Genomic DNA, 20561 nt, shown 5'->3' with positions numbered 1-20561 from the left:
CGGATTCACGCCCGAGCTCCCCGCAGGCGGCCCACCAGGCCCCTGGTCACGCGGCGGGCGGCGAAGTCGCAGCCGCACACGAACCGCATGGCCGGTCCGAACGTCGCCGCCGCCGCGAGCCCGACCAGGTGCAGCCCCGCGACGGACGTCTCGAACGCGGGACCGAGCCGCGGCGCCGGGCCGGGCGCCGCCACCGCGCGCCGTAGGTCCTCGTGGAGGATCCCGATCCTGGCCACGTCCACCCGGTAGCCGGTCGCCGCGATGACGTGCTCGGTCTCGAGCATGGTGACCGCGCCCGCGAGGTCCCGCAGCCGCAGCCGGACCCCGTCGCGGTACTCGGAGGCCGCCAGCCGCGCCCCCAGGGTCACCTGCACGGCGCCGTCGAAGCGCTCCTTCAGCCACCAGGACCCGGCCGGCCCGAGGGTGTTGCGCACGATGTGGGCGCGGGCCGCCCTCGGCAGGTGCCTGACCGCGTACGGCATCCGCGACCAGGCCACGGAGGGCCAGCCGCTCCCGAGCGCGGAGCGGGGCGCCAGCACGCGCGACATGACCGGGCGCCGCTCGACGGGCACGTCGTTCCAGGCCAGGGCGCCGGTGCGGGCGACGAGCCGGACGGCCGCCCCCGCCTCGGCCAGCAGCGTCGCGGTCTCCAGCGCCGACTGGCCGGCTCCCAGCACGGTCACGTCCCGTCCCGCGAACCCGCTCAGATCGTGGTGGTCGGAGCTGTGCGTGGCCACCTCGGGCGGCAACGCCGCCAGGGCGCGGGGCCGGTGGGCGAACGGCAGGAATCCCAGGGCCAGCACGACGGTCCTGGCCAGCACGGACGCGCCCGACGACAGGGAGAGCGCGAACAGCCCGCCCTCGACGCCGACGGCCGTCACCTCCGTCTCCTCCAGCGCCCGGCCGACCGCCCGCTGACGGAACCACCTCCCGTAGGCGACGAACCTCTCCACCGGCACCGGCTCCCCGTAGGAGTACCGGTGGAAGGCGTCGAGGCCGTGTCTGCGATCCGGGTCGCCGAGATGGGACGCGTCCGGCTCGGACTTCAGCAGCATGCCTCTGGGCATGTGGCGTTCCCATGACCGCATCGGCTCGCCGAACACCCGTGCGTCGAGCCCGGCGTGCAGCGCGTGCGCCGCCACCGACAGCCCGTACGGTCCGGCGCCCACGATCGCCACGTCGATGACCGAGGTAGGCACATTCTCCTCCATTCGCCGTGCTAGGCCCGCTGCCGGGCCAGCCGGGTGAATCCGCGTTTCATCGCCTGCCTGGCCATGGCCACGAAGGGCCGGGGGTCGTCGGCGGACAGCCAGGCAAACTCGTCCGCCGAGCACAGGGCGCGCAGGCTCTTCGGGCCGGCGGTGATGAGGTCGTAGTTCTCCACCACGTAGGTCCGGCCGTGACCGGCCCGTCCCCGCGGCGCGCGCCGGCCGGACAGGTGCAGGTGGGCGGCCCGTACCAGGTCCAGGCCGCTGCTGTCGCTGAACAGCCGGAACTGGGCGCCGAGCCGGGGGTTGAAGTCCAGCAGGTGGTAGGCGTCCCTGCCGGCGTCGTGGCGGAAGTCGATGTCCAGCACGCCGCGGTAGCCCAGCCTCTCCGCCAGTTCGCGGGCGGTGCCCTCCACGACGGGGTTGGGCAGCCACCGCCCGTAGGTGGTGAGCCCGGCGCCCTTGGGATGGGCGCGCTCCTTGCGTCCCGCGCCGCCGTACAGGCAGCGGGAGTTCTCGTCGAAGTAGCCGTGGAAGAACCAGTCCGCGTGCGGCCCGCCGGGCACGAAGCGCTGGAACAACAGGTCGCAGCCCTCCACGTGCTGGAGCAGCCGGGGCACCTGGCTGATCCGCCGCACCAGGCTGGTGTTGCGCAGCCCGAGGCCGGCGGGCAGGAGCCACGGCTGCGCCCACTTGGCGACCAGCGGCAGCCCGAAGTCGGTGACGGCGGCCGCGGCGTCGCGTTCGCCGGTGATCAGCCGGGTCTCCGGCTGGACGACCCCGAACGCGGAACACAGCTGCGCCAGCAGGCTCTTGTCGGCGAGGGCGCGCGGCAGTCCGGGCACCTGGTCGGGGAAGAGGTAGTGCGGGCGCAGCTCGGCCGCGTGCTCCGCGACGGCGATGGCGCCCGCGTCGTCCAGGGCCAGCAGGACGGCCGGGCGGCCGATGCTCTGGGCGACCTGCGTGAGCGTCCCCACGATGTCCCCAGGGTCCCCGCCGCGCGGCCACGCATGCCCGCGCGCCAGGTACTTGGAGCGGGAGGTCGGCGAGTCCGTCTCCCCGAGGAGCCCGTGCACCTCCACTCCGGCCCTGCCGAGGGAGCGAATGGCGCCGAGGGTCCCATGATGAAAGTTATTGGGGTCCAATCGCAGCACAAGCGCCGGGACAGTGCAATCGAGCATCTTCCTTCTCCTTCGCGAAAAGCTATAAATCAGGCAAATCGCGAGTCGGATATCCGGATTGCCGAAACATGGGGTATGGAGAAGGAAGGAGAGGCGAGAATCGGGGATGTGCGATCGTGGCAGGAACGAGATATCTGCGCTTTTCGCTCGCGATAATCACGGGTGCGGCGGTGGCATCGGTCGGTCTGGGCGCGACGGCGCCCGCTCCGGCGAGCGGTCCCGCGGCGCTGGGCGTCTTCCTCGCCTCCGACGCGCGCGGTCCCGAGCTCCTGACGGGCTTCGAGGCGTGGCTGGGGCTCAGGGTGACGGTCGGGCGCACCTATCTCCCGGGCGAACGCTGGAAGTCCCTCGAGGGGGGCGACTCCGAGATCCTCGACACGTGGACGCGCTGGCGGGCCGCCCAGCCGGGCCGCGTCCTGGCGCTGAACGTGCCGATGGTCACTCCGAACGAGTCCATGATGTCCGACCGCACCGTGGCGCGACGACTGGCCAAGGGGGCGCACGGCGCCCACGACGGCCGCTTCAGGAAGCTCGCCGGGAAGCTGGTCTCCTCCGGCGCCGCCGACACGATCATCGTGCTCGGCTGGGAGATGAACGGCACCACCTACTCCAGCAGGTGCGGACCCGACCCGGAGACGTGGAAGCAGTACTGGCGGCGCATCGTGAAGACCATGCGCGAGACGCCCGGCCAGCGCTTCCGCTTCGACTTCGCCCCCAGCCGCGGGCTCGACGCGGTGCCCTGGACGCAGTGCTACCCGGGTGACGACGTGGTCGACATCATCGGCATGGACAGCTACGACCAGGGGCCCGGGCACGAGTTCGCCGAATACGTCGACCAGCCGTACGGCCTGCGGGCGCACGCCGACTTCGCCGCGCAGCACGGCAAGCCCATCTCGTTCCCCGAGTGGGGGCTGTTCCGCAACGGCGACCGTCCCGCCTACGTCGAAGGGATGCTCGACTGGATCGGTACTCACAACGTGGTCTATCACTCGATCTCCGATTACTGTCCGCACGGCGTCTGGCAGTGTTCGTCGAACCCCGGCTCGTCGGAGGCCTTCCGCAGGCGGCTGCTGGAGCACGCCTCCCCACCCAGCACGGCCAGCGTGTGCGTGGCGAGCCCGTCCAGCGCGCCGTCCACGCCGAACCCGGCCGCCAGCGTGGCGGCGGCCACCCCCTCGGCGTCGGCCAGCTCGGGCTGCCCGAGCCTGACCAGCAGCGCCTCGGCCAGCCCCGCGCTGTCCTCCGGCTGAACGAGCGCGCCGACTCCCCCGGTCACCACCTCGGTGAGCCCGGGCACCGCGCAGGCGACCACGGGCCTGCCCGTGGCCAGCGCCTCCAGCGCGGTGAGCGGCAGGCCCTCCCAGCGCGAGGGCAGCACCACCACGTCGGCGGCGGCGTACCAGGGCCGGACGTCGGCCACGCCGCCGGCGAAGTGAACGCCGGGCACGGCCCGCGACCGCAGCGCGCGCAGCATCGGGCCGTCTCCGACGATGGCCAGCCGGGCCCGCCCGTCGCGGGCGGCGACGCGCTGCCAGGCCGACAGCAGCAGGTCCTGGCCCTTCTGGCGGGTGACCCTGCCCACGCAGACCGCCAGCGGCGTGTCCTCGGCGATGCCGTGGCGGGCGCGCGCCTCGGCCCGTTCCCGCGGCCCCGCGGGCCTGAAGCGGCGCAGGTCCACGCCGTTGCGCACCACGACGAGGTCGCCGGGCACGCCGTACCGTCTGGCCAGCGCGGCTTCGCCCTCGCCCACGCAGATCACCCGGTCGGCCCAGCGCGCGGCCAGCCGTTCCCAGGTCAGCGCCGCGGCGGCGACGGCGCCCCGGGCGGCCAGCCAGGACCAGCCGTGCGGCTGGAAGAGCGTGGGCACCCGGCCCCTGAGCGCGGCCCGGCCCGCCAGCCCGGCCTTGGACGAGTGCAGGTGCACCGCGTCGGGGCCGAACTCGCGCACGATCCGCCGCAGCCGCGCCGCCTGCACGACGTCGCCGAGTCCGGGCGCGCGGCCGGCCGTCCAGTCCAGCCGGGGCACGCCCAGCCGGTCCAGCTCGCCGGCCAGCGGGCCGGCCAGTACATCGGGCGGGGGGCAGGCGACCGCGACGCGCCAGCCCCGCCGTGCCTGGTCGGCGGCGGCCATGGCCACGTACGCCCCCACGCCGCCGTCCACCGGCTGCGTGACGTGCAGGACCCTCGGTCTCACCGCCATGCCGAGACCTTCGCCGCCAGGCGCGGGCAGCGCCTCTTCAGCAGTTCCTTGCCCGTCTTGCTCACGCCCGCCAGCGCGGCGTAGGCGGCCGCGCGGGAGCCGCGCCCGAGCATCACCCGCCGGTTGACCACCGCTTCGGCCTCCCACCTGGCCTTGTGCGGCTCGGCGCCGCGCAGCATGCTGAGCACGGGCTTGCCCAGCCGGTGCGTCAGCTCCAGGTTGGTACGCAGCAGCATCGTGACCAGGTCCACCCGGGCCCGCAGGTCCGGGTGGACGCCGTACAGGTAGCCGCCCACGAAGTCCTTGCCGATCACCGCGAAGTCGCAGGCCAGCAGCCGCCCGTCCACCCGGTACTCCCACAGCGCCCCGTGGTTCTCCGCCACCAGCGCCTGCGCGGCCCCGGCCAGGTGGTCCAGGAAGCGCGGCTGCGTGTGCTGGGCGTTGATCCCCCGGCTCTTCCACTGCATGGTGTGCAACCGCAGCAGCTCGGCCGTCGACGCTCTGACCCGATCCGCCTCGACCGCCGTCACCGACACGTTCAGCGCGTCGAGCTTGCGCAGCGCGGCCCGCACATGCTGGGCCCGGCGGCTCTGGAGCCCGGCGAGGACCTGCTCGATGGGTTGTCCGGGCAGCTGGAGGCAGGTGGAGGCGGGCAGCGTCCAGGCCCTGCCGTCCCAGATCTCCGCCAGGCGGCGGATCGCCGAGCCGGGCCGCGCCTCGGGCAGGTCGATGACGTCCCAGCCCGGCTGGGCGAGCAGCCCGGCGCGCAGCTCGCGCAGGCCCGCGTCGCCCTCGGAGTCGTCCACCACGATGTCCGTGAAGTCGGACTGCCCTCCCCCTACGGGTGTCAGGACCCGGCAGCCGAGCCGGTGCTCCAGCCTGAGCGGCGCGGCCGCGACCAGGCGTCCGTCCCGGTGTGCCAGGAACACCCGCAGCCGCCCCGGGGTCCCGTAGACCCGCCACCAGGAGCTGAGCCAGCCGTACGACTGGAACGGCGTGGCGGCCGAGCTGCGCGCGTACAGATCCGCCCATTCCGCCGACAGCGCGGCCAGCTCCGCGCCCTCCCTGACGACCCGCAGCGTGAGCCCCGCGCGCGAGGTCCCCTGCCGGGCGGCCCTCACGCCGGCGCTCCGGTCAGCGCCGCCGGCTCCGGCCGCGCCTGAGGGCGGGCCTGCGGCGCGGCCAGCCGGACGAGGCCGGCCGCCAGGGCCGCCCCGCAGGCGCCGATGGCCACGCTGAGCAGCGGCAGCGGGGACGAGGGGCGCAGCGGAGGCACCGCCGAGGCGAAGGGCACCAGCCGTACGCGGGTGTCGGCGGCATGGGCGTTGGCGTAGGCGATCAGCGCGGCGGCCGCCTGGTTGACGCGGTCGGCGGCCTCCCGCGCGCCGGTCGCCACGGAGGTGAGCCGCACCAGCGGGGCGTCGGGCGAGGCCGCGGCCCGCAGGCTGTCCGGCTCGTCCGCGGCGCCGACGAGGAAGCCGGGATGACTGGATATCCGTGCGTAGGCGGCGGCGAACCCGGCCGCCTGCGCCGGGTCACCGCCGGCCACCGCGACGTAGGCCTCGGCGGCGTAGACGGTGTCGCGGGCCAGCGCGTAGGCCACCCCGCCCAGCGCCCCGAGCGCCAGGGACAGCGGAAGCCACCATCGCACGAGCAGGCCCGTGATGCGGGCCCAGGTCCATGTCATCGTCACTCCTCGGTGGGTTCGGCGCCCAGCAGGCGCAGGTAGAGCCGCTCCAGCTGGTCCGCCTGGCGGCGGACGTCGTAGAGCCGGACGGCATCGGGCGGGGGCAGCCTGAGGGGCGGGCGGGCGGCGAGGCCGGACAGCTCCGCGGCGAGCCGGTGCGGCTCGACACGCCGTGCTCCCGGGGCCGAGCCGGGCGGCAGGTCCTCGACGGCCGGGCAGGCGTCGTACAGGACGGGCAGGCCGGACGCGAGCGCCTCGACGACGGCCACGCCGAACGTCTCCTCGACCGAGGGCGCGGCCAGCACGTCCATCGCCGACATCAGGGCCCCCACGTCGGGCGACTCCCCCGCGAAGATCACCCTGTCCTCGGCCCCGGCCTCGCGGGCCAGCTCCCGCAGCCGCGGCTCGCAGGAGCCGGAGCCGACCAGGAGCAGGACGGCGTGTTCGAGCGGCGGCAGCGCCCTGATCAGCGTGTCGAAGCGCTTGCTCGGCTCAAGGCGGCCGACGCCGCCGATCACGAACGCGTTCTCGGGCAGGCCGAGCCGCTCCCGGGTGCGCCGGCGCAGGGCTGCGTCGAAGCCGAAGGCCTCGCCGTCGACGCCGTTCGGGACCACCGCGATGCGCGAGCGGGGGACGCCCCACCTCGACAGCCGGTCGGCCACCGTCGGCGAGACGGCCACGGTCAGGTGCCCGAGCAGCTCGCTGGCCAGGTACAGCGCCCTGATCGAGCGGGTCAGGCGGCGTCCCTCCACGTGCTCGTGCCCGATCGAATGCTCGGTCGCCACGATCGCCGGCACGTTCGCCAGCCGCGCCGCCAGCCGGCCGTACACGCAGGCGCGGTACAGATGGGTGTGCACCACGTCGTAGCGGCGTCCGCGCATGAGCCGGGCCAGCCGCCCGACGGCGCGCAGGTCCCTGTTGCCGCGCATGCCGACGTGGTGGACGGGCACGCCGGAGCCCTCGATGGCCTCCGCGACCACCCCGTGCCCGGTGAGCACCGCGACCTCGCACCGGGCCCGCAGGTACGGCAGCAGGGCCCGCAGCTGCTGCTCCGCGCCGCCCGCGGCCAGACCGGTGATGACGTGCAGGACCTTCACCAGCCCCACCGGACCCGGTGCCGTGCCCGCTTGGCGTGCAGCCGCAGCGCGCCGTCCCGCTCGCCCACATATGTGCGCGGCAGCGCGTACGGGCCGGTGAGCTCGGACTTCCAGATGGCGCAGGCGTAGGAGTAGCCCGTCTCGCGGACGGCGGCCAGCTCGCGGGCGTTGACGTGCCCGTACGGGTAGCAGAACCCGCTCACCTGGCGGCCCAGCAGGTCCTCCAGCGCCGCCTTGCTGCCGGCCACCTCCTGGTGGAGCTCGTCGTCGCGCAGCCCGGACAGCGAGTAGTGCCCGGCCGAGTGCGAGCCGATCTCCATGCCCTGCCGCGCGGCCCAGCGCAGGCCCTCGGTGTCCATGAGCCGCTTGCGCGGGGAACCGGCGTCCCAGGCGTTGTGCTCGCCGATCAGGCCGGTGACCACGAAGACCGTGGCCGTGAAGCCGTACTTGCGCAGCACGGGCACGACCTCGCTGAGGAAGTCGCCGTACCCGTCGTCGAAGGTGAGCCCGACCAGGCCGCGCGTGCTCCGGGCGCGCGTGAGCTCGAGCATCGAGACCCCGCTCAGGCCGCGCCGGGCGAGCCAGCGCATCTGCCGGGCGAAGCGGTCGGGCGAGACCGTGACGTGAAGCGGGTCGCTGTCGTATTTGTCCACGGAGTGGTACATGAGCACCAGCGGCATCGCGGTCATGAGCGACCTCGCATCCTGATCAAGTGGGTGATCTTGGTGGTGTCGGTGAGTGTGGCCGTGGCCCCCGAGAGGGCCGCGACAGCGGAGAAGGTGACGGCGATCGCGGCGCCGGTCGAAGCCAGGGCGATCGGCGGCGGCAGGCCCGCCAGCAGCGTCCGCGCGCCCCACCCCGCTCCGACGGCGGCCGCGGTGGCCAGCAGCAGGCCGCTGAGCGGGACCAGCGCCGTGTGGGCGGGCAGCGCGAGGGCCTGCCGCCGCAGTCCCGCGAGCAGCAGCGCGGCGGTCAGCGAGATCCCGGCCGCGTTCGCCGCGGCGATCCCCGTCACGCCCCACTCCGGGCGGGCCAGCACGACCGTCGCGGCCAGCCCCGCGCCCATCGCGAAGGCCGGGTACCAGGACCCGCGGGCGCCGCAGAAGTAGACGCGGCAGACGACCCCGACCACGGCCTGGCCGAGCAGCCCCAGCGCGTACACCCGCATGATCCGCGCGGTGGCGGCGGTGTCGGCCTCGGTGAACGCGCCGTACTGCAGCAGGAGGGCCACGACGTCCGTGGCGCAGACGAGCAGCGCCGCGGTGGCGGCCAGCACGATCGCCGAGGCGCTGACCAGGTCGTCGGCGAGCCTGCGCCGCGCCCGCGCGGTCTCGCCCGCGGCGAGCGCGCGGGCGAGCTGCGGGAAGGTCACGGTCGCCACGATCAGCGACAGGACCATCGGCACCTGGGCGATCTTCTGCGCGTAGTTGAGGTGCGAGATCGATCCTTCGGCCAGCTTCGAGCCGACGAACCTCTCGACGAAGACCTGGCTCTGGCGGACGAGCGTGAAGACCGCGACCGGCAGGAAGGCGATCATCGGCAGCGCCACACCGCGCGTGGGCCACAGGGGCACCCCGAAGCGCCGCACGAACGCCGGGACCTGGGCCAGCACCATCCCCGCCCCGCCCGCCGCCACCCCGATCGCGGCCGCGTACGCGCCCTGGTCGCGCAGGGCCCACACGCAGGTGACGATCCCCAGGTTGTAGGCCACGTAGATGGCCGCCGGCGGCGCGAACGACTGGTGCGCCCGCAACGCCGCGCTCAGGTACCCGGCCAGCCCGAACGTCAGGATCGTCACCGACGCCGCCCGCATGCAGTCCACGGCGAGGTCGGCCCGCCGGATACCCGGGGCGAGCACCCCGACCAGCCAAGGCGCCCCCGCGACGGTCAGCGCGGTCAGCACCAGCAGCCCGAGGCACAGGTACGGCAGCGTCGCCGACGCCAGGCCCCTCAGGTCCTCGCCCGCCTCCATCGCCCGGCTGAACAGCGGGACCAGCACGAACGCCATCGCCCCCTCGATCAGCAGGGGCGCGGCGGTCTCCGGGATCGTCCAGGCGACGAGGAACGCGTCGGTGCCGGCGTCGGCGCCGAAGAACCGGCCCAGCAGCAGGTCGCGGACGAAGCCGAGCAGCGAGCCCAGCCCGGTCAGCAGGATGGTGACGCCGACGGCCCGCGCCATGGGCGAGGTGGCCGGTGATGTGGACGTGGTCATCGCGCCACGCCCAGCGCGACCGGGGCCTCGCCGGCCCATCCCGTCGCCGGAGGCCGGGCGACGAGCGACAGGACCAGCCCCAGGACGACGGACATGACCACGGTCGAAGGTCCGCCGACGTCGCCGTAGAGGAAGTCGATGCCCTGCCAGGCCAGCAGCCCTGCCGCGGCCGGCACCGCCGCCCGCACGGCCCACCAGGCCATGGACCCCAGGCACGCGCCCAGCGCGGCCAGCCCGAGCAGGCCCTGCTCGCTGAGCGTCAGCAGGTACATGTTGTGCGGGGAGAGCAGCGGCATGCGCTGGAAGCCGTTCACCGGGTCGTCGGTGTCGCTGCCGGACGACAGCTCGATCGGCGCGTAGGCGTCGCGCAGCTCCGCGAACCTGCGCGGCCCGGCCCCTGTCAGCGGGTGGTCCAGCCAGATCCTCGTGGCGGTGAGCCACAGGCTGTAGCGGTCGCTCACCGACTGGTCGGGCTGGGAGACGACGGAGGTGATGGAGGCCAGCCGCCGCCCCAGCAGGTCCGGGTCCGAGCCCGCGCCCGGGCCGAGGACCAGCACGGTCGCCGCCGCGGCTCCGAGCAGGATCACCCTGGCCGCCAGCGCCCGGCTGTGCACGAAGAGCACGACCAGCGACGCGCCCAGCAGGGCGAGCCAGGCGCCACGGCTGAGCGACAGGGCGAGCGGCACGCAGAGCAGGGCGGCGCCGCCGAGCGCGGCGGCCCGGCGCCCGCCGCGCCAGGCCAGGCCCGCCGCCAGCAGGATGAGCACGCCGTAGCTGACCACGCTCGCCATCCCCATGATGTCGAGCGCGCCGAAGGTGCCGACGGCCCGTACCCGCTCCCCCGCGTACGACGCGCCGGTGCCGGTGACCGCCTGGACGCAGCCGATCAGGCCCTGCAGGGCGGCCGCCCCGACGAGCGCCCCGCCCACGATCAGGGTGTCGGTACGGTCCCGGACCGCCACCAGGACGGCCAGCGGGACCAGCACGAACACCTGGAGATACCGGACGTAGCCCGGCATGCTCGTCAGGACGTCGGGAGAGGCCAGCATCGCGATCCCGGCCGCGCCCGCGACCGGAGCGAGCACCAAGGCACGGGCGGGCACCACGGCGGATGCGGCGGCCACGGCACGAGCAGGCAGCGCGGCACCGGCAGACGCCAGGTCGCGGGCGGACAGCGGGCGTGTCAGCCGGTTCGCGAGCGCGACGGTCACCGCGATGGCGACCAGCACCAGCGAGGCCACGTCGGCGGCCGTGACCTGGACGCCGGAGGACAGGTCCTGGCGGCCCGCCGGCAGGCACGTCAGGAGCACGGTGGCGGCGGCCGCCAGACTGGGCCGCCGGCAGAGAGCGCGCATGCCTAGCCCCCGCCCGGCCGCAGCAGGGACCAGACCGTCTGCAGCATGATCTTGAGATCCGCCCGGAGGGTCCACCCGTCGATGTAGTGGTTGTCGAACCGGACGCGGTCCTCGATCGAGGTGTCGCCGCGCAGACCGTGGACCTGGGCCCAGCCGGTGATGCCGACCGGCATCCGGTGGCGCAGGCCGTAGCCCGGGATCGTCCTCGAGAACTCCTTGACGAAGTGCGGGCGTTCGGGCCGCGGGCCGACGATGCTCATGTCCCCCCTGAGAACGTTCCAGAGCTGGGGAAGCTCGTCGAAGGAGGCCTTGCGCAGCAGCCGGCCCACCGGCCCGATCCGGCTGTCGTGGGCGATGCTCCACAGGGTCTCGGACTCGAGCGCGTCGGTGGGCTTCAGCGTCCGGAGCTTGATCAGTTCGAGCGGCTCGTCCCGGTAGCCCACGCGCCGCTGCCGGAACAGCACCCCGGGGCCGGTCTCCAGCCGGATCAGCGCCGCGCAGAGCGCGAGGATCGGCGCGCTGACGATGAGTCCGGTCAGCGCGACCGCGATGTCCAGGGCCCGCTTCAGCGGCCAGGCGAGGCCGCGCTGCGCCTCCGGGCGCATCCGCACGAGCGGGAAGCTGCGTACGTGCTCGCGCAGCGTCACGAAGTCGATGATGAGCTCGCCCAGGTCGGGCGCGAGGTAGACGTCGCAGCCGAGCGACCGCGCCGTTCTCGCGATCGACTGCTGACCCTGCCCGGCGATGACCACCGCGCGCACCCCGTGGGCCTGGACGACGCGGACGACGTCGCCGGGCCCGCCGAGCACCGGGACGCACGGGTCCTCGCCCGGCGTCTCGTCCAGGAAGCCCAGCGGGAGCAGGCCGTGCTCGGGATAGGCGAGCAGGTTGCGCGCCAGCCCGTGACCGTGCGGCCCCGCGCCGACCACCAGGGTGGGCGCGGCCCTGCCGCGCCGGCGTGCCCGGCGGACCAGGAAATACAGGACGCTTCTGCCGCACACGGCGAGGAAGGTGAAGAGCAACGCGACCAGGGCGACCACGATGAGCGATGCCGTCTCCCGGAACGCGATGAGCGCGCCCACGAGTCCAGCCCCGGCGAGCCAGAAGCCCCGGTCCAGGCTGGAGGGCAGGACGCGCGGCGCGTACACGTGGCCGAGGCCGCCGACCACGACGACCAGGATCCCCGCCAGCGCGATGCGCGGCACGGCCTGGCCGGCGTTGGCCGCGGCGAACGCCATACAGATCAGATCGATACAGATCAGGCCAAGTGGCTGGACAGCCCTCCAGAGCCCTGACCTCTGCCGCCCTCCCCACCGCCTGACCCAGCGGTGGCCCCCAACACTAACAGCCACTACTTCTCCGGAAATAAACTAGTTTGACTGGATCGACAGTGAAACTGTCGATCTAATCCCCCCAAAAAGCTAATAGTCCCCCTTCAGGCAATTTGCCACCCCATATTTCCGTAGCAAGGTTTTTCCTACGGAATACGCGAACAATCGCCCAACGAAGCCTTGAGCGTAGCCGCGCGCCTCACGGAAATCGAGAACGTCACGGGCTTGGAGTCCTTGTTGTCGCGCAAGTTTTCATTGGTCCAGCGTTGGCGATATGGAGGTGGTTACCGGGTTTAAGGTCGGCTTTGGGCAGAGAGTCCGGATTGAGAGGGATGTTCCGGGGGGTGTCCGGATCCGGGGAGCCCGTTCGTCATGCTGGTGACAGCACGACACGCAAGGAGCGATCGATGAAGTACATGATGTTCGTCTGCACCGACACCGAACCGGACACGGACGCGACCGGCAGTGAGGACATCGAGAAATGGGTGGCCGACAACGACGGCCGCGGCCGGCGGCTGGACGGCAACGAGCTGGGGCCGGTGTCGGCCGCCACGACGGTCCGCGTCCGCAACGGCGAACTGCTGGTCTCCGACGGGCCGTTCGCCGAGACCCGGGAGGTGATCGTGGGCTACGACATCCTCGAGTGCGCCCATCTCGACGAGGCGATCGAGGTGGCGCGGGCGCACCCGATGGCCCGGTACGGGCGGCTGGAGCTGCGGCCGTTCGCCGGCCGGTGACGAGGGGACGCCCGGCACGGCCCCCCGCGGCGGCACAGCCCGCCGCGGGGACCGTCGCGGAGGCTGTCGCGGCGGCTGTTGCGGCAGTCGGTGCGGACTCCTACACCAGGATCGTCGCCACCCTGATCCGCGTCACCGGCGACTGGACGCTCGCCGAGGACAGCGCCCAGGAGGCGCTCGCGCAGGCCCTGGAGAGGTGGCCGCGCGACGGCGTGCCGGACAACCCCGGCGGCTGGCTCATGACCGTCGCCCGCAACCGCGCCACCGACGTGCTGCGCCGCGCGTCCGTCGAGCGCCGCAAGCTCCACGAGCTGGCGGAGCTCACGCTCACCGCCCCGGCCACGGACGACCCGGAGGAGGAGGTCGTGGACGACCGCCTGCGGCTGATCTTCACCTGCTGCCACCCCGCGCTGGCCCTGGAGTCACGGGTGGCGCTCACGCTGCGAACCGTCTGCGGGGTGCCGACCGCCGACATCGCGCGGGCGTTCCTCGTCCCCCACGCGACCATGACGCGGCGGCTGACCCGGGCCAAGACGAAGATCGCGGACGCGCGCATCCCGTACCTCGTCCCGAGCGGCCCGGCGCTGGCCGAGCGCCTGCCCGGCGTGCTGGCGGTCCTGTACGTGCTCTTCACCCGCGGCTACGACCCCGACGGCGAGCCGGGCTTCGCCGACGAGGCGGTCCGGCTGGCCCGCCTGCTCCACCGGCTGCTCCCGGACCAGCCCGAGGTCGCCGGCCTGCTGGCGCTGTTCCTGTTCCAGCACTCCCGGCGTGAGGCCCGCCGCGACGGGCGGGGCAACCTGCTCACGCTCGACAAGCAGGACCGCACCCGCTGGGACCGCGCGGCGATCCGCGAAGGGCTGGAGACGCTGGCGGCGGCGCCGGCCGACGGCCCCTACGTCCTGCAGGCGCGCATCGCCGCCTGTCACGCGACCGCGCCGGACTCCGGCGCGACGGACTGGCGGGCCGTCGCCCGCTGGTACGACGAGCTCGTGGAGATCCACCCGTCACCGGTGATCGCCCTCAACCGCGCCGTGGCCCACGGCTACGCGCACGGCCCGGCGACCGGGCTGGCGCTGATCGACCAGGTGCTCGCCACCGGCGCGCTGAAGGACTACCCGCTCGCCGTCGCCGCGCAGGCCGACCTCACGGCCCGCCTCGGCCACCGCGACCACGCCGCCGCGCTGTTCCGCCAGGCGGCCGCCCTCCTCGGCCCGGGAGCCGAACGGCGCGCCCTCCTGGAACGCGCCGACGACCTCACGAACCCCGCGCCCGGTCAGCAAAGCGGGGACCCGCACCCGAGACGTCGCGCCGGCCCGGCCGGCCGTCACATGTAGTCGTTCTTGAGCAGGCGATCGAGCTTGATGCCCAGATCGAGCAGCTCGGACCGCATGGCGTCGAACTCCTGCGCGATCTCGGCCCGGACGCTCGCGAACTGGTCGGCGATCAGCGTCGGGACGTAGTCCTCGTCGCCCCCGGCGGGCGTGGCGCGGTAGGCGTTGATCTCCCGCCTGATGGCCGCGATCTCGACATCGACGGCCGCGAACTGCTCGATCGTCTCGGTGCGGGCCATCGACGTCTCGGCCTTCATGGCCGCGAGCTGCGTCTCCAGGCGCTTGGCGCGGTCGTTGATCTCACGGAGCAGGTCCCGCTCCCCGCCGCCCCCCGGCCTGGCCTCGCCGAGCCGGTCGCACGCCTCGAGCCCATCGACACGGAGCTTCAAGTCGCGAATCTCCGCCTGTACGTCCACGGGTTTTACCTTTGCGCTCGCTGATGGTGCGACCGCCCCGACGGCGACCGCGTTTGGTCACCATATGGTTGCAGCCGGTGAGTGATTTTGGCCAGACCTCGAAGAAATCGGGCCCGATTCTTTGCCCTGCCGCCCGGCAAGGGTGTCAGCGGCGGTCCTCGATCTCCCAGAGGTGGTCGATGACGTGCCAGGCGATGCGGCGCAGCGCGTAGCGGGGCGGCCAGCCGGTCGTCTGGGGCGGCTCCCACGCGCGGGACAGCACGTCGGCCAGCTCCGCCCGCATCGCGTCCCGGTCTCCGGGCTCCTTGTACGGCTTGTACCGCACGTCCACCTTCCTGGCGAAGGCGCGCTCGGCCTCCTCCACGTGCCTGACGACCCCCGACAGGTCCCGGCCGCCTCCGCGCGGGCCCTTGCGCAGGTCCTCGGGCGAGGTGGCGGCGGTCTCGTCGAACAGGGCCCAGGCCGCACGGAGGAGCGCCACGCCGCGGGCCGCCTCGGACGCCGGCACGGGCTCCTGGTCCAGGTCGGGCACGGAGTACGGGGCGCCGAAGTCCGTGATGTCGCTGCCCGGGACGCGGGCCACGACCACCGGGTCACCCGGCGAGAAGTCCAGCCCGGCCCGGGCGGCCACCGCGCCGTACCGGGGGACGTACTCCATGAGCAGGTCGAGGGCCGCCTCCTCGCCCTTGGCGACCCGGCACCAGCCGGGCCAGTCGAGCGAGCAGGCGAACACTTTCTTCGGGCCGATCTCCAGGTAAACGCGGGTCATGGCGTCCAAGGGTGCCACCCGTACCTGTCAGAAGGGGTCAGGTTCAGATGAGGTCGATGAGGTCGGCGACCGAGTCGACCACCAGCGAGGGACGGTAGGGGAAGCGGTCGATCTCGTCGCGCTGGGTCACGCCCGTGAGGACCAGGATCGTGAACAGGCCCGCCTCCATGCCCGACACGATGTCGGTGTCCATGCGGTCGCCGATCATGGCGGTCGTCTCGCTGTGGCCCTCGATCTCGTTGAGGGCGCTGCGCATCATGCGGGGGTTGGGCTTGCCGACGAAGTAGGGGGCTACGCCGGTGGCCTTGGTGATGAGGGCGGCCACGGCGCCGCAGGCCGGCAGGGAGCCCTCGGTGGAGGGGCCGATGGGGTCGGGGTTGGTGGCGATGAAGCGGGCGCCGCCCTCGATGAGGCGGATGGCCCGGGTGATCTGGGTGAAGCTGTAGGTGCGGGTCTCGCCGAGCACGACGTAGTCGGGGTCGAGGTCGGTGAGCACGTAGCCGACCTCGTGCAGCGCCGTCGTCAGGCCCGCCTCGCCGATGACGTACGCCGAGCCGCCCGCGCGCTGGTCGTCGAGGAACTGGGCGGTGGCCAGCGCGGAGGTCCAGATGGACTCGGGGGGCACCTCGAGGCCCGCCCCGGCCAGGCGCGCCGACAGGTCGCGCTGGGTGTAGATCGAGTTGTTCGTCAGCACCCTGAACTTCTTGTCCGACTCTCTGAGCCGCTTGATGAATTCGTCCGCACCGGGGATCGGACGACCCTCGTGGACGAGAACGCCGTCCATGTCGGACAACCAGGAGTCGATCCGTTTACGCTGAGTCACACGCACATCGTACCGAGCGCGCCTTATCGACTTCCTGCCCGGTGGATGAACAATGTTCTTCATGTCCTTCACTGAATCCGCCCGTGACATGCGGGACGAACTCATCCAGCTCAGGCACTCGTTGCACACCACCCCGGAGCTCGGCCTGCACCTGCCGCGCACGCAGGAGAAGGTCCTGGCCGCGTTGGACGGGTTGCCGCTGGAGGTGAAGACGGGCACCTCGCTCAGCTCCGTCACCGCCGTGCTGAGGGGCGGCAGGCCGGGCCCGGCCGTGCTGCTGCGCGGGGACATGGACGCGCTTCCCGTGGCCGAGAAGAACGACCTGCCGTACGTCTCCCAACTCCCCGGCCAGATGCACGCGTGCGGCCACGACCTGCACACCGCGATGCTGGCGGGGGCGGCGCGGCTGCTGAGCGCGCGGCGGGAGGAGCTGGCCGGTGACGTCATCTTCATGTTCCAGCCGGGCGAGGAGGGTTACGAGGGCGCCAAGCACATGATCGCCGAGGGGGTGCTGGACGCGGCGGGCGCGCGGCCCGTGGCGGCGTACGGGATGCACGTGGTGTCGGCGATGTTGCCGCCGGGGCTGTTCGCGTCGCGGCCGGGGCCGATCATGGCGGCGGCGGACACGTTCCTCGTGACGGTCAAGGGGCGCGGCGGGCACGGCTCCAGCCCGCACCGGTCGCTGGACCCGATCGCGGCGGGCTGCGAGATGGTGACGGCGCTGCAGACCATGGTGACCAAGGGGTTCGACGTGTTCGACCCGGTCGTGGTGACGGTGGGCAGCTTCCACGGCGGGTCGGCGGACAACGTGATCCCCGACGAGGCCCGGTTCGAGGCCACGGTGCGCACGTTCAGCAAGGACAACCGGACGAAGGTCAAGCGCAGGCTGGTGGAGGTCGTGCAGGGCATCGCGGCGGCGCACGGGCTGGAGGTCGAGGCGTCGTTCGGGATGGGATATCCGGTGACGGTGAACGACGACGGCGAGGCGGCGTTCGTGGGCAGGACGGCCGACGAGCTGTTCGGGCCGGGGCGGTATTTCGTGTCGCCGCAGCCCATCATGGGCTCCGAGGACTTCTCGTACGTGCTGGAGGAGGTGCCGGGCGCGTTCGTGTTCCTGGGAGCCTGCCCGGCGGACCGCGACCCGGCCACGGCGCCCTACAACCACTCCCCCGAGGCGGTCTTCGACGACGCCGTCCTGGCCGACGGCGCCGCGCTCTACGCCACGCTCGCGCACGCCAGGCTGTCGTGACCATGCGGGCGTGGGTCGTGGCCGAGCCGGGGCCGATGGCGACGCGGCCGCTGGAGCCGGTCGAGCGGGACGTGCCCGAGCCGGGCCCGGGCGAGGTGCTGGTACGGGTCGAGGCGTGCGGCGTGTGCCGTACCGACCTGCACCTGGCGGAGGGCGACCTCCTGCCGCGCCGGCCGCGTACCACGCCCGGTCACCAGGTCGTCGGGCGCGTCGAGGGCACGGGCGAGCGGGTGGGCGTGGCCTGGCTGCGCTCCACCTGCGGCGCGTGCAAATACTGCCTGAGGGGCACGGAGAACCTCTGCCCCTCCTCGGCCTACACGGGGTGGGACGCCGACGGCGGTTACGCCGAATACCTCACCGCGCCCCGCGACTACGTCTATCCGCTGCCCGCCGACGTGCCCGCCGAGCGGCTGGCGCCGCTGCTGTGCGCCGGGATCATCGGCTACCGGGCGCTGCTGCGCTGCGACCTGCCGCCGGGCGGGCGGCTGGGGATCTACGGGTTCGGCGCCTCGGCGCACCTGACCGCGCAGGCCGCCATCGCCCAGGGCGCGGTGGTGCACGCGGTGACGAGATCCGCGGCCTCCAGGGCGCTCGCGCTGGAGCTGGGAGCCGCCTCCGCCGGGGACGAACCGCCGGAGCCGCTGGACGCGGCCATCCTATTTGCGCCGGTAGGTACCCTGGTTCCAGCAGCGCTCGAAGCGCTCGACCGTGGCGGCACGCTGGCCATCGCCGGCATCCACCTGACGGACGTGCCCGTCCTGAACTACGACAGGCACCTCTTCCAGGAGCGCACACTCCGCAGCGTCACGGCCAACACCAGGGCAGATGGGCGTGCCTATCTGGAGCTGGCGCTGGCGCACCCGCCACGCGTGACGACGAGCCTCTACCCGTTCGGGCAGGCCGCCCAGGCGCTCACCGATCTGGCAAACGACCAGGTCAGAGGGGCTGCCGTCTTGGTAATGGAATGACGTTTTACTTGACGGCGCTTAGCTCCACTCCGCACACTGATGAAGGAAAGTTACATTAGCCTCACAACCTCTGGAGATTATTGACGCGGATCAGGCACGATCGTAGTGTCCGGTCAATCCCTGCAGAGATCTTCGACAGGTCCGACATCTCCCCGGAGCGGCAAATGAAACGACTGGCAGCGGTAGTAGCGTTGCTGGGCCTTGCCACCGCGACAGCGGCGTGCAGCGGTGGTTCCACCAACAGTTCCGGCGGCTCGGGCGGCGGGGGCGGGCTCTTCACCACGATCGACGTGCTCAAGCCCGGCCTCGACGCGAGCGGCCCGGCCAACCCATGGGCGCCCAAGGGCAACTCTTTCCTGGGTTACAACGCGATGAAGCTGGGCTGGATCAAGAACCACCTGACCGACCCGAACCAGTTCTACCCAGGTATCGCCGCCAGTTGGGAGATCGCTCCCGACAACTCCTCGATCACCCTCCACATCCAGCCGAACGCCAAGTGGTCCGACGGCAAGCCGGTGACGGCCGACGACGTCAAGCTCTCTCTCGGGCTGGCCTCCACCACCGGCAGCACCGCGTTCGCGGTCACGCCGGGCGCGGCGGGCGTGGCGTCCGACGTCCAGGTGGTCGACCAGAAGACCGTCAAGGTCTCCCAGGACATGAAGAACCCGAGCATGAAGTTCGCCCGCGGCATCATGGACAACTGGGTCGTGCCCGCGCACGTCTGGAGCAGCCTGCTGCCGGCCGACTTCTGGGACAAGCTGAAGGCCGCCAGGGAAACCGGCGCCGACGCCGACAAGGCCCGCGAGGAGATCCTCGCGATCGGCCAGAAGGTGCTCGCGTTCGCGCCGCCGAAGGACGTCTCGGCCGGCCCCTTCACGCTGGAGCGGGTCAACCCCGGCGAGGCGCTGCTGGTCAAGAACAAGAACTTCTACAACGCCGCGAACGTCGCGCCCGCTCAGGTGAAGCTCCTCAACTACAACGGCAACGAGCAGATCTGGAACTACCTGAGCGCGGGCAAGCTCGACCAGGCCGGCTTCACCGCCATGCCTTCCGACGTCATGACCCGGATCAAGAACGCCCCCGGCTCCAACGTCATCAGGGGCTTCTCCCCGGTGGCCGTCGGCATGGGCTTCAACCAGTCGAAGAAGCCGTACGACAACGTGCACGTGCGGCGCGGCCTGGCCTACCTGATCGACCGCGACCAGGTGACCAAGGTGGCCTCGCCCGAGGGCGGCACGCCCGCCGTGACCACCTCCGGCATCCACCAGAAGCCGGCCCAGGAGTGGATCGGCTCCGAGCTGGCGAGCCTGAACCCGTACAAGCACGACGTGGCCAAGGCGGAGGAGGAGTTCAAGGCTGCCGGCCTGAAGAAGACGGGCGGCAAGTGGACGCTGGCCGACGGCTCGCCGTGGAAGGTCAGCATGCGCGCGCCCGCGACGTTCTCCGACTGGATCTCCGCCGAGGAGAACATCAAGAGCCAGCTCATCGCCGGCGGCGTTGACGCCGAGGTCGTGACCGTCGCCGACTACCCCGTCTACCTGGAGGAGCTCGCGGCCGGCAAGTACGACGCCGGCTTCTGGCTGCTGGCGCTCGGCCCCGCGCCGTACGACATCTTCCAGCGCCTCTACGGCGCCTCCAACGGCTGGACCAACGTCGCCGGCAAGGTCGCGCACAGCGCGCCCGGCAAGGGCGGCAACTGGATGGGCAGCGCGGAGGAGATCGACGTCGAGGGCGTGGGCAAGGTCAACCCGGGTGAGCTCACGGCCAAGCTGAACGCGGCCACCCCCGAGGAGGCCAAGCCGATCATGGCGCAGCTCGCCAAGACGGCCAACCAGGACCTGCCGGCGATCCAGCTCTGGGACTACGTGAACACGCAGTTCACCAACACCAGCCGCTTCACCGGCTGGCCGGAGCAGGACAGTGACCTGCTCCGCCTGAACGCCGGCGTCTGGATCCAGCTGGGTCTCATCAAGGCGAAGCAGTAGAGAAGAGCC

18 protein-coding genes and 1 pseudogene are annotated in these 20561 nt (G+C 72.6%); 6 read left to right on the top strand and 13 right to left on the bottom strand.

The window, feature by feature from the left end; genetic code table 11:
- Window positions 1-5: 5 nt before the first annotated feature.
- Together ACWDRB_RS06385 and ACWDRB_RS06380 are read right to left on the bottom strand one after the other, a co-directional pair.
- Window positions 6-1199 carry an NAD(P)-binding domain-containing protein gene (locus ACWDRB_RS06385; RefSeq protein ID WP_449892076.1) on the bottom strand — a complete coding sequence of 398 codons (1194 nt, stop codon included), beginning with the start codon at window positions 1197-1199 and terminating at the stop codon, window positions 6-8.
- Window positions 1200-1219: 20 nt separating this feature from the next.
- A complete protein-coding gene (locus ACWDRB_RS06380) occupies window positions 1220-2284 on the bottom strand; it encodes an ATP-grasp domain-containing protein (RefSeq protein ID WP_449892075.1) in 1065 nt (354 codons plus the stop codon).
- Between the two features lie 173 nt (window positions 2285-2457).
- Between ACWDRB_RS06380 and ACWDRB_RS06375 the strand changes: the two are divergent.
- Window positions 2458-3180 (top strand): annotated as a pseudogene (locus ACWDRB_RS06375) (glycosyl hydrolase); the annotation flags it as partial.
- Between the two features lie 209 nt (window positions 3181-3389).
- Here ACWDRB_RS06375 and ACWDRB_RS06370 read toward each other — a convergent pair.
- The 8 genes from ACWDRB_RS06370 to ACWDRB_RS06335 are packed head-to-tail and all read right to left on the bottom strand — an operon-like array spanning window position 3390 to window position 12178.
- Window positions 3390-4589 (bottom strand): glycosyltransferase, encoded by a 1200-nt coding sequence (locus ACWDRB_RS06370; RefSeq protein ID WP_449892074.1) that lies wholly within the window; start codon window positions 4587-4589, stop codon window positions 3390-3392.
- Window positions 4580-5710: a GNAT family N-acetyltransferase gene (locus ACWDRB_RS06365; protein WP_397366274.1), complete on the bottom strand. Its 1131-nt coding sequence runs from the start codon at window positions 5708-5710 to the stop codon at window positions 4580-4582. Before ACWDRB_RS06365 ends, ACWDRB_RS06370 begins: the two co-directional genes overlap by 10 nt.
- Entirely contained in the window at window positions 5707-6276 is a 570-nt protein-coding gene (locus tag ACWDRB_RS06360; RefSeq protein WP_449892073.1) for a hypothetical protein, read from the bottom strand. Before ACWDRB_RS06360 ends, ACWDRB_RS06365 begins: the two co-directional genes overlap by 4 nt.
- Before the next feature lie 2 nt (window positions 6277-6278).
- Complete coding sequence (locus ACWDRB_RS06355) at window positions 6279-7373, bottom strand: glycosyltransferase (RefSeq protein ID WP_449892072.1); 1095 nt, start codon at window positions 7371-7373, stop codon at window positions 6279-6281.
- Entirely contained in the window at window positions 7370-8062 is a 693-nt protein-coding gene (locus ACWDRB_RS06350; protein WP_355192162.1) for a polysaccharide deacetylase family protein, read from the bottom strand. Before ACWDRB_RS06350 ends, ACWDRB_RS06355 begins: the two co-directional genes overlap by 4 nt.
- Window positions 8059-9585: a lipid II flippase MurJ gene (locus tag ACWDRB_RS06345; RefSeq protein ID WP_449892071.1), complete on the bottom strand. Its 1527-nt coding sequence runs from the start codon at window positions 9583-9585 to the stop codon at window positions 8059-8061. Before ACWDRB_RS06345 ends, ACWDRB_RS06350 begins: the two co-directional genes overlap by 4 nt.
- Entirely contained in the window at window positions 9582-10940 is a 1359-nt protein-coding gene (locus ACWDRB_RS06340) for an O-antigen ligase family protein (RefSeq protein WP_449892070.1), read from the bottom strand. The genes ACWDRB_RS06345 and ACWDRB_RS06340 overlap by 4 nt, the downstream gene beginning before the upstream one ends.
- Before the next feature lie 2 nt (window positions 10941-10942).
- The gene (locus ACWDRB_RS06335; RefSeq protein ID WP_449892069.1) at window positions 10943-12178 is read right to left on the bottom strand and encodes a sugar transferase; all 1236 of its coding nucleotides are present in this window, start codon (window positions 12176-12178) and stop codon (window positions 10943-10945) included.
- 500 nt (window positions 12179-12678) lie between these two features.
- On the opposite strand from ACWDRB_RS06335, the gene ACWDRB_RS06330 reads away from it, so the two are divergent.
- Entirely contained in the window at window positions 12679-13008 is a 330-nt protein-coding gene (locus ACWDRB_RS06330) for a YciI family protein (protein WP_449892067.1), read from the top strand.
- On the top strand, window positions 13005-14345 hold the full coding sequence (locus ACWDRB_RS06325; RefSeq protein ID WP_449892066.1) for an RNA polymerase sigma factor: 1341 nt from the start codon (window positions 13005-13007) through the stop codon (window positions 14343-14345). The genes ACWDRB_RS06330 and ACWDRB_RS06325 overlap by 4 nt, the downstream gene beginning before the upstream one ends.
- Here the strand turns inward: ACWDRB_RS06325 and ACWDRB_RS06320 are convergent.
- From ACWDRB_RS06320 to ACWDRB_RS06310, 3 genes are all read right to left on the bottom strand, one after another.
- On the bottom strand, window positions 14336-14731 hold the full coding sequence (locus ACWDRB_RS06320) for a hypothetical protein (RefSeq protein WP_449892064.1): 396 nt from the start codon (window positions 14729-14731) through the stop codon (window positions 14336-14338). The two genes, ACWDRB_RS06325 and ACWDRB_RS06320, sit on opposite strands and share 10 nt — an antisense overlap.
- Before the next feature lie 172 nt (window positions 14732-14903).
- Window positions 14904-15527, bottom strand: coding sequence for a hypothetical protein (locus ACWDRB_RS06315; RefSeq protein ID WP_449892062.1), 624 nt, complete (start codon window positions 15525-15527; stop codon window positions 14904-14906).
- Window positions 15528-15570: 43 nt separating this feature from the next.
- Window positions 15571-16350 (bottom strand): HAD-IIA family hydrolase, encoded by a 780-nt coding sequence (locus ACWDRB_RS06310; RefSeq protein ID WP_185073261.1) that lies wholly within the window; start codon window positions 16348-16350, stop codon window positions 15571-15573.
- Between the two features lie 61 nt (window positions 16351-16411).
- Here ACWDRB_RS06310 and ACWDRB_RS06305 point away from each other — a divergent pair, with 61 nt between their 5' ends.
- The 3 genes from ACWDRB_RS06305 (at window position 16412) to ACWDRB_RS06295 (ending at window position 20552) form a co-directional block, all read left to right on the top strand.
- Complete coding sequence (locus ACWDRB_RS06305) at window positions 16412-17599, top strand: M20 metallopeptidase family protein (protein ID WP_449892060.1); 1188 nt, start codon at window positions 16412-16414, stop codon at window positions 17597-17599.
- Window positions 17600-17601: 2 nt separating this feature from the next.
- A complete protein-coding gene (locus ACWDRB_RS06300; RefSeq protein ID WP_355192146.1) occupies window positions 17602-18567 on the top strand; it encodes a zinc-dependent alcohol dehydrogenase family protein in 966 nt (321 codons plus the stop codon).
- A 164-nt stretch (window positions 18568-18731) separates the two neighbouring features.
- Window positions 18732-20552 carry an ABC transporter substrate-binding protein gene (locus ACWDRB_RS06295; RefSeq protein ID WP_449892059.1) on the top strand — a complete coding sequence of 607 codons (1821 nt, stop codon included), beginning with the start codon at window positions 18732-18734 and terminating at the stop codon, window positions 20550-20552.
- The last annotated feature ends 9 nt before the right edge of the window (window positions 20553-20561 follow it).

The organism is Nonomuraea sp. NPDC003707 (assembly GCF_053587055.1).
This window is presented reverse-complemented; position numbering and strand designations above follow the sequence as displayed.

Bases quoted from the DNA above. Each gene is read 5' to 3' on its own strand.
- ACWDRB_RS06370 (WP_449892074.1), bottom strand. From the start codon at position 4,589: ATGGCGGTGAGACCGAGGGTCCTGCACGTCACGCAGCCGGTGGACGGC.
- ACWDRB_RS06360 (WP_449892073.1), bottom strand. From the start codon at position 6,276: ATGACATGGACCTGGGCCCGCATCACGGGCCTGCTCGTGCGATGGTGG.
- ACWDRB_RS06350 (WP_355192162.1), bottom strand. From the start codon at position 8,062: ATGACCGCGATGCCGCTGGTGCTCATGTACCACTCCGTGGACAAATAC.
- ACWDRB_RS06345 (WP_449892071.1), bottom strand. From the start codon at position 9,585: ATGACCACGTCCACATCACCGGCCACCTCGCCCATGGCGCGGGCCGTC.
- ACWDRB_RS06340 (WP_449892070.1), bottom strand. From the start codon at position 10,940: ATGCGCGCTCTCTGCCGGCGGCCCAGTCTGGCGGCCGCCGCCACCGTG.
- ACWDRB_RS06335 (WP_449892069.1), bottom strand. From the start codon at position 12,178: ATGGCGTTCGCCGCGGCCAACGCCGGCCAGGCCGTGCCGCGCATCGCG.
- ACWDRB_RS06330 (WP_449892067.1), top strand. From the start codon at position 12,679: ATGAAGTACATGATGTTCGTCTGCACCGACACCGAACCGGACACGGAC.
- ACWDRB_RS06315 (WP_449892062.1), bottom strand. From the start codon at position 15,527: ATGACCCGCGTTTACCTGGAGATCGGCCCGAAGAAAGTGTTCGCCTGC.
- ACWDRB_RS06305 (WP_449892060.1), top strand. From the start codon at position 16,412: ATGTCCTTCACTGAATCCGCCCGTGACATGCGGGACGAACTCATCCAG.
- ACWDRB_RS06300 (WP_355192146.1), top strand. From the start codon at position 17,602: ATGCGGGCGTGGGTCGTGGCCGAGCCGGGGCCGATGGCGACGCGGCCG.
- ACWDRB_RS06295 (WP_449892059.1), top strand. From the start codon at position 18,732: ATGAAACGACTGGCAGCGGTAGTAGCGTTGCTGGGCCTTGCCACCGCG.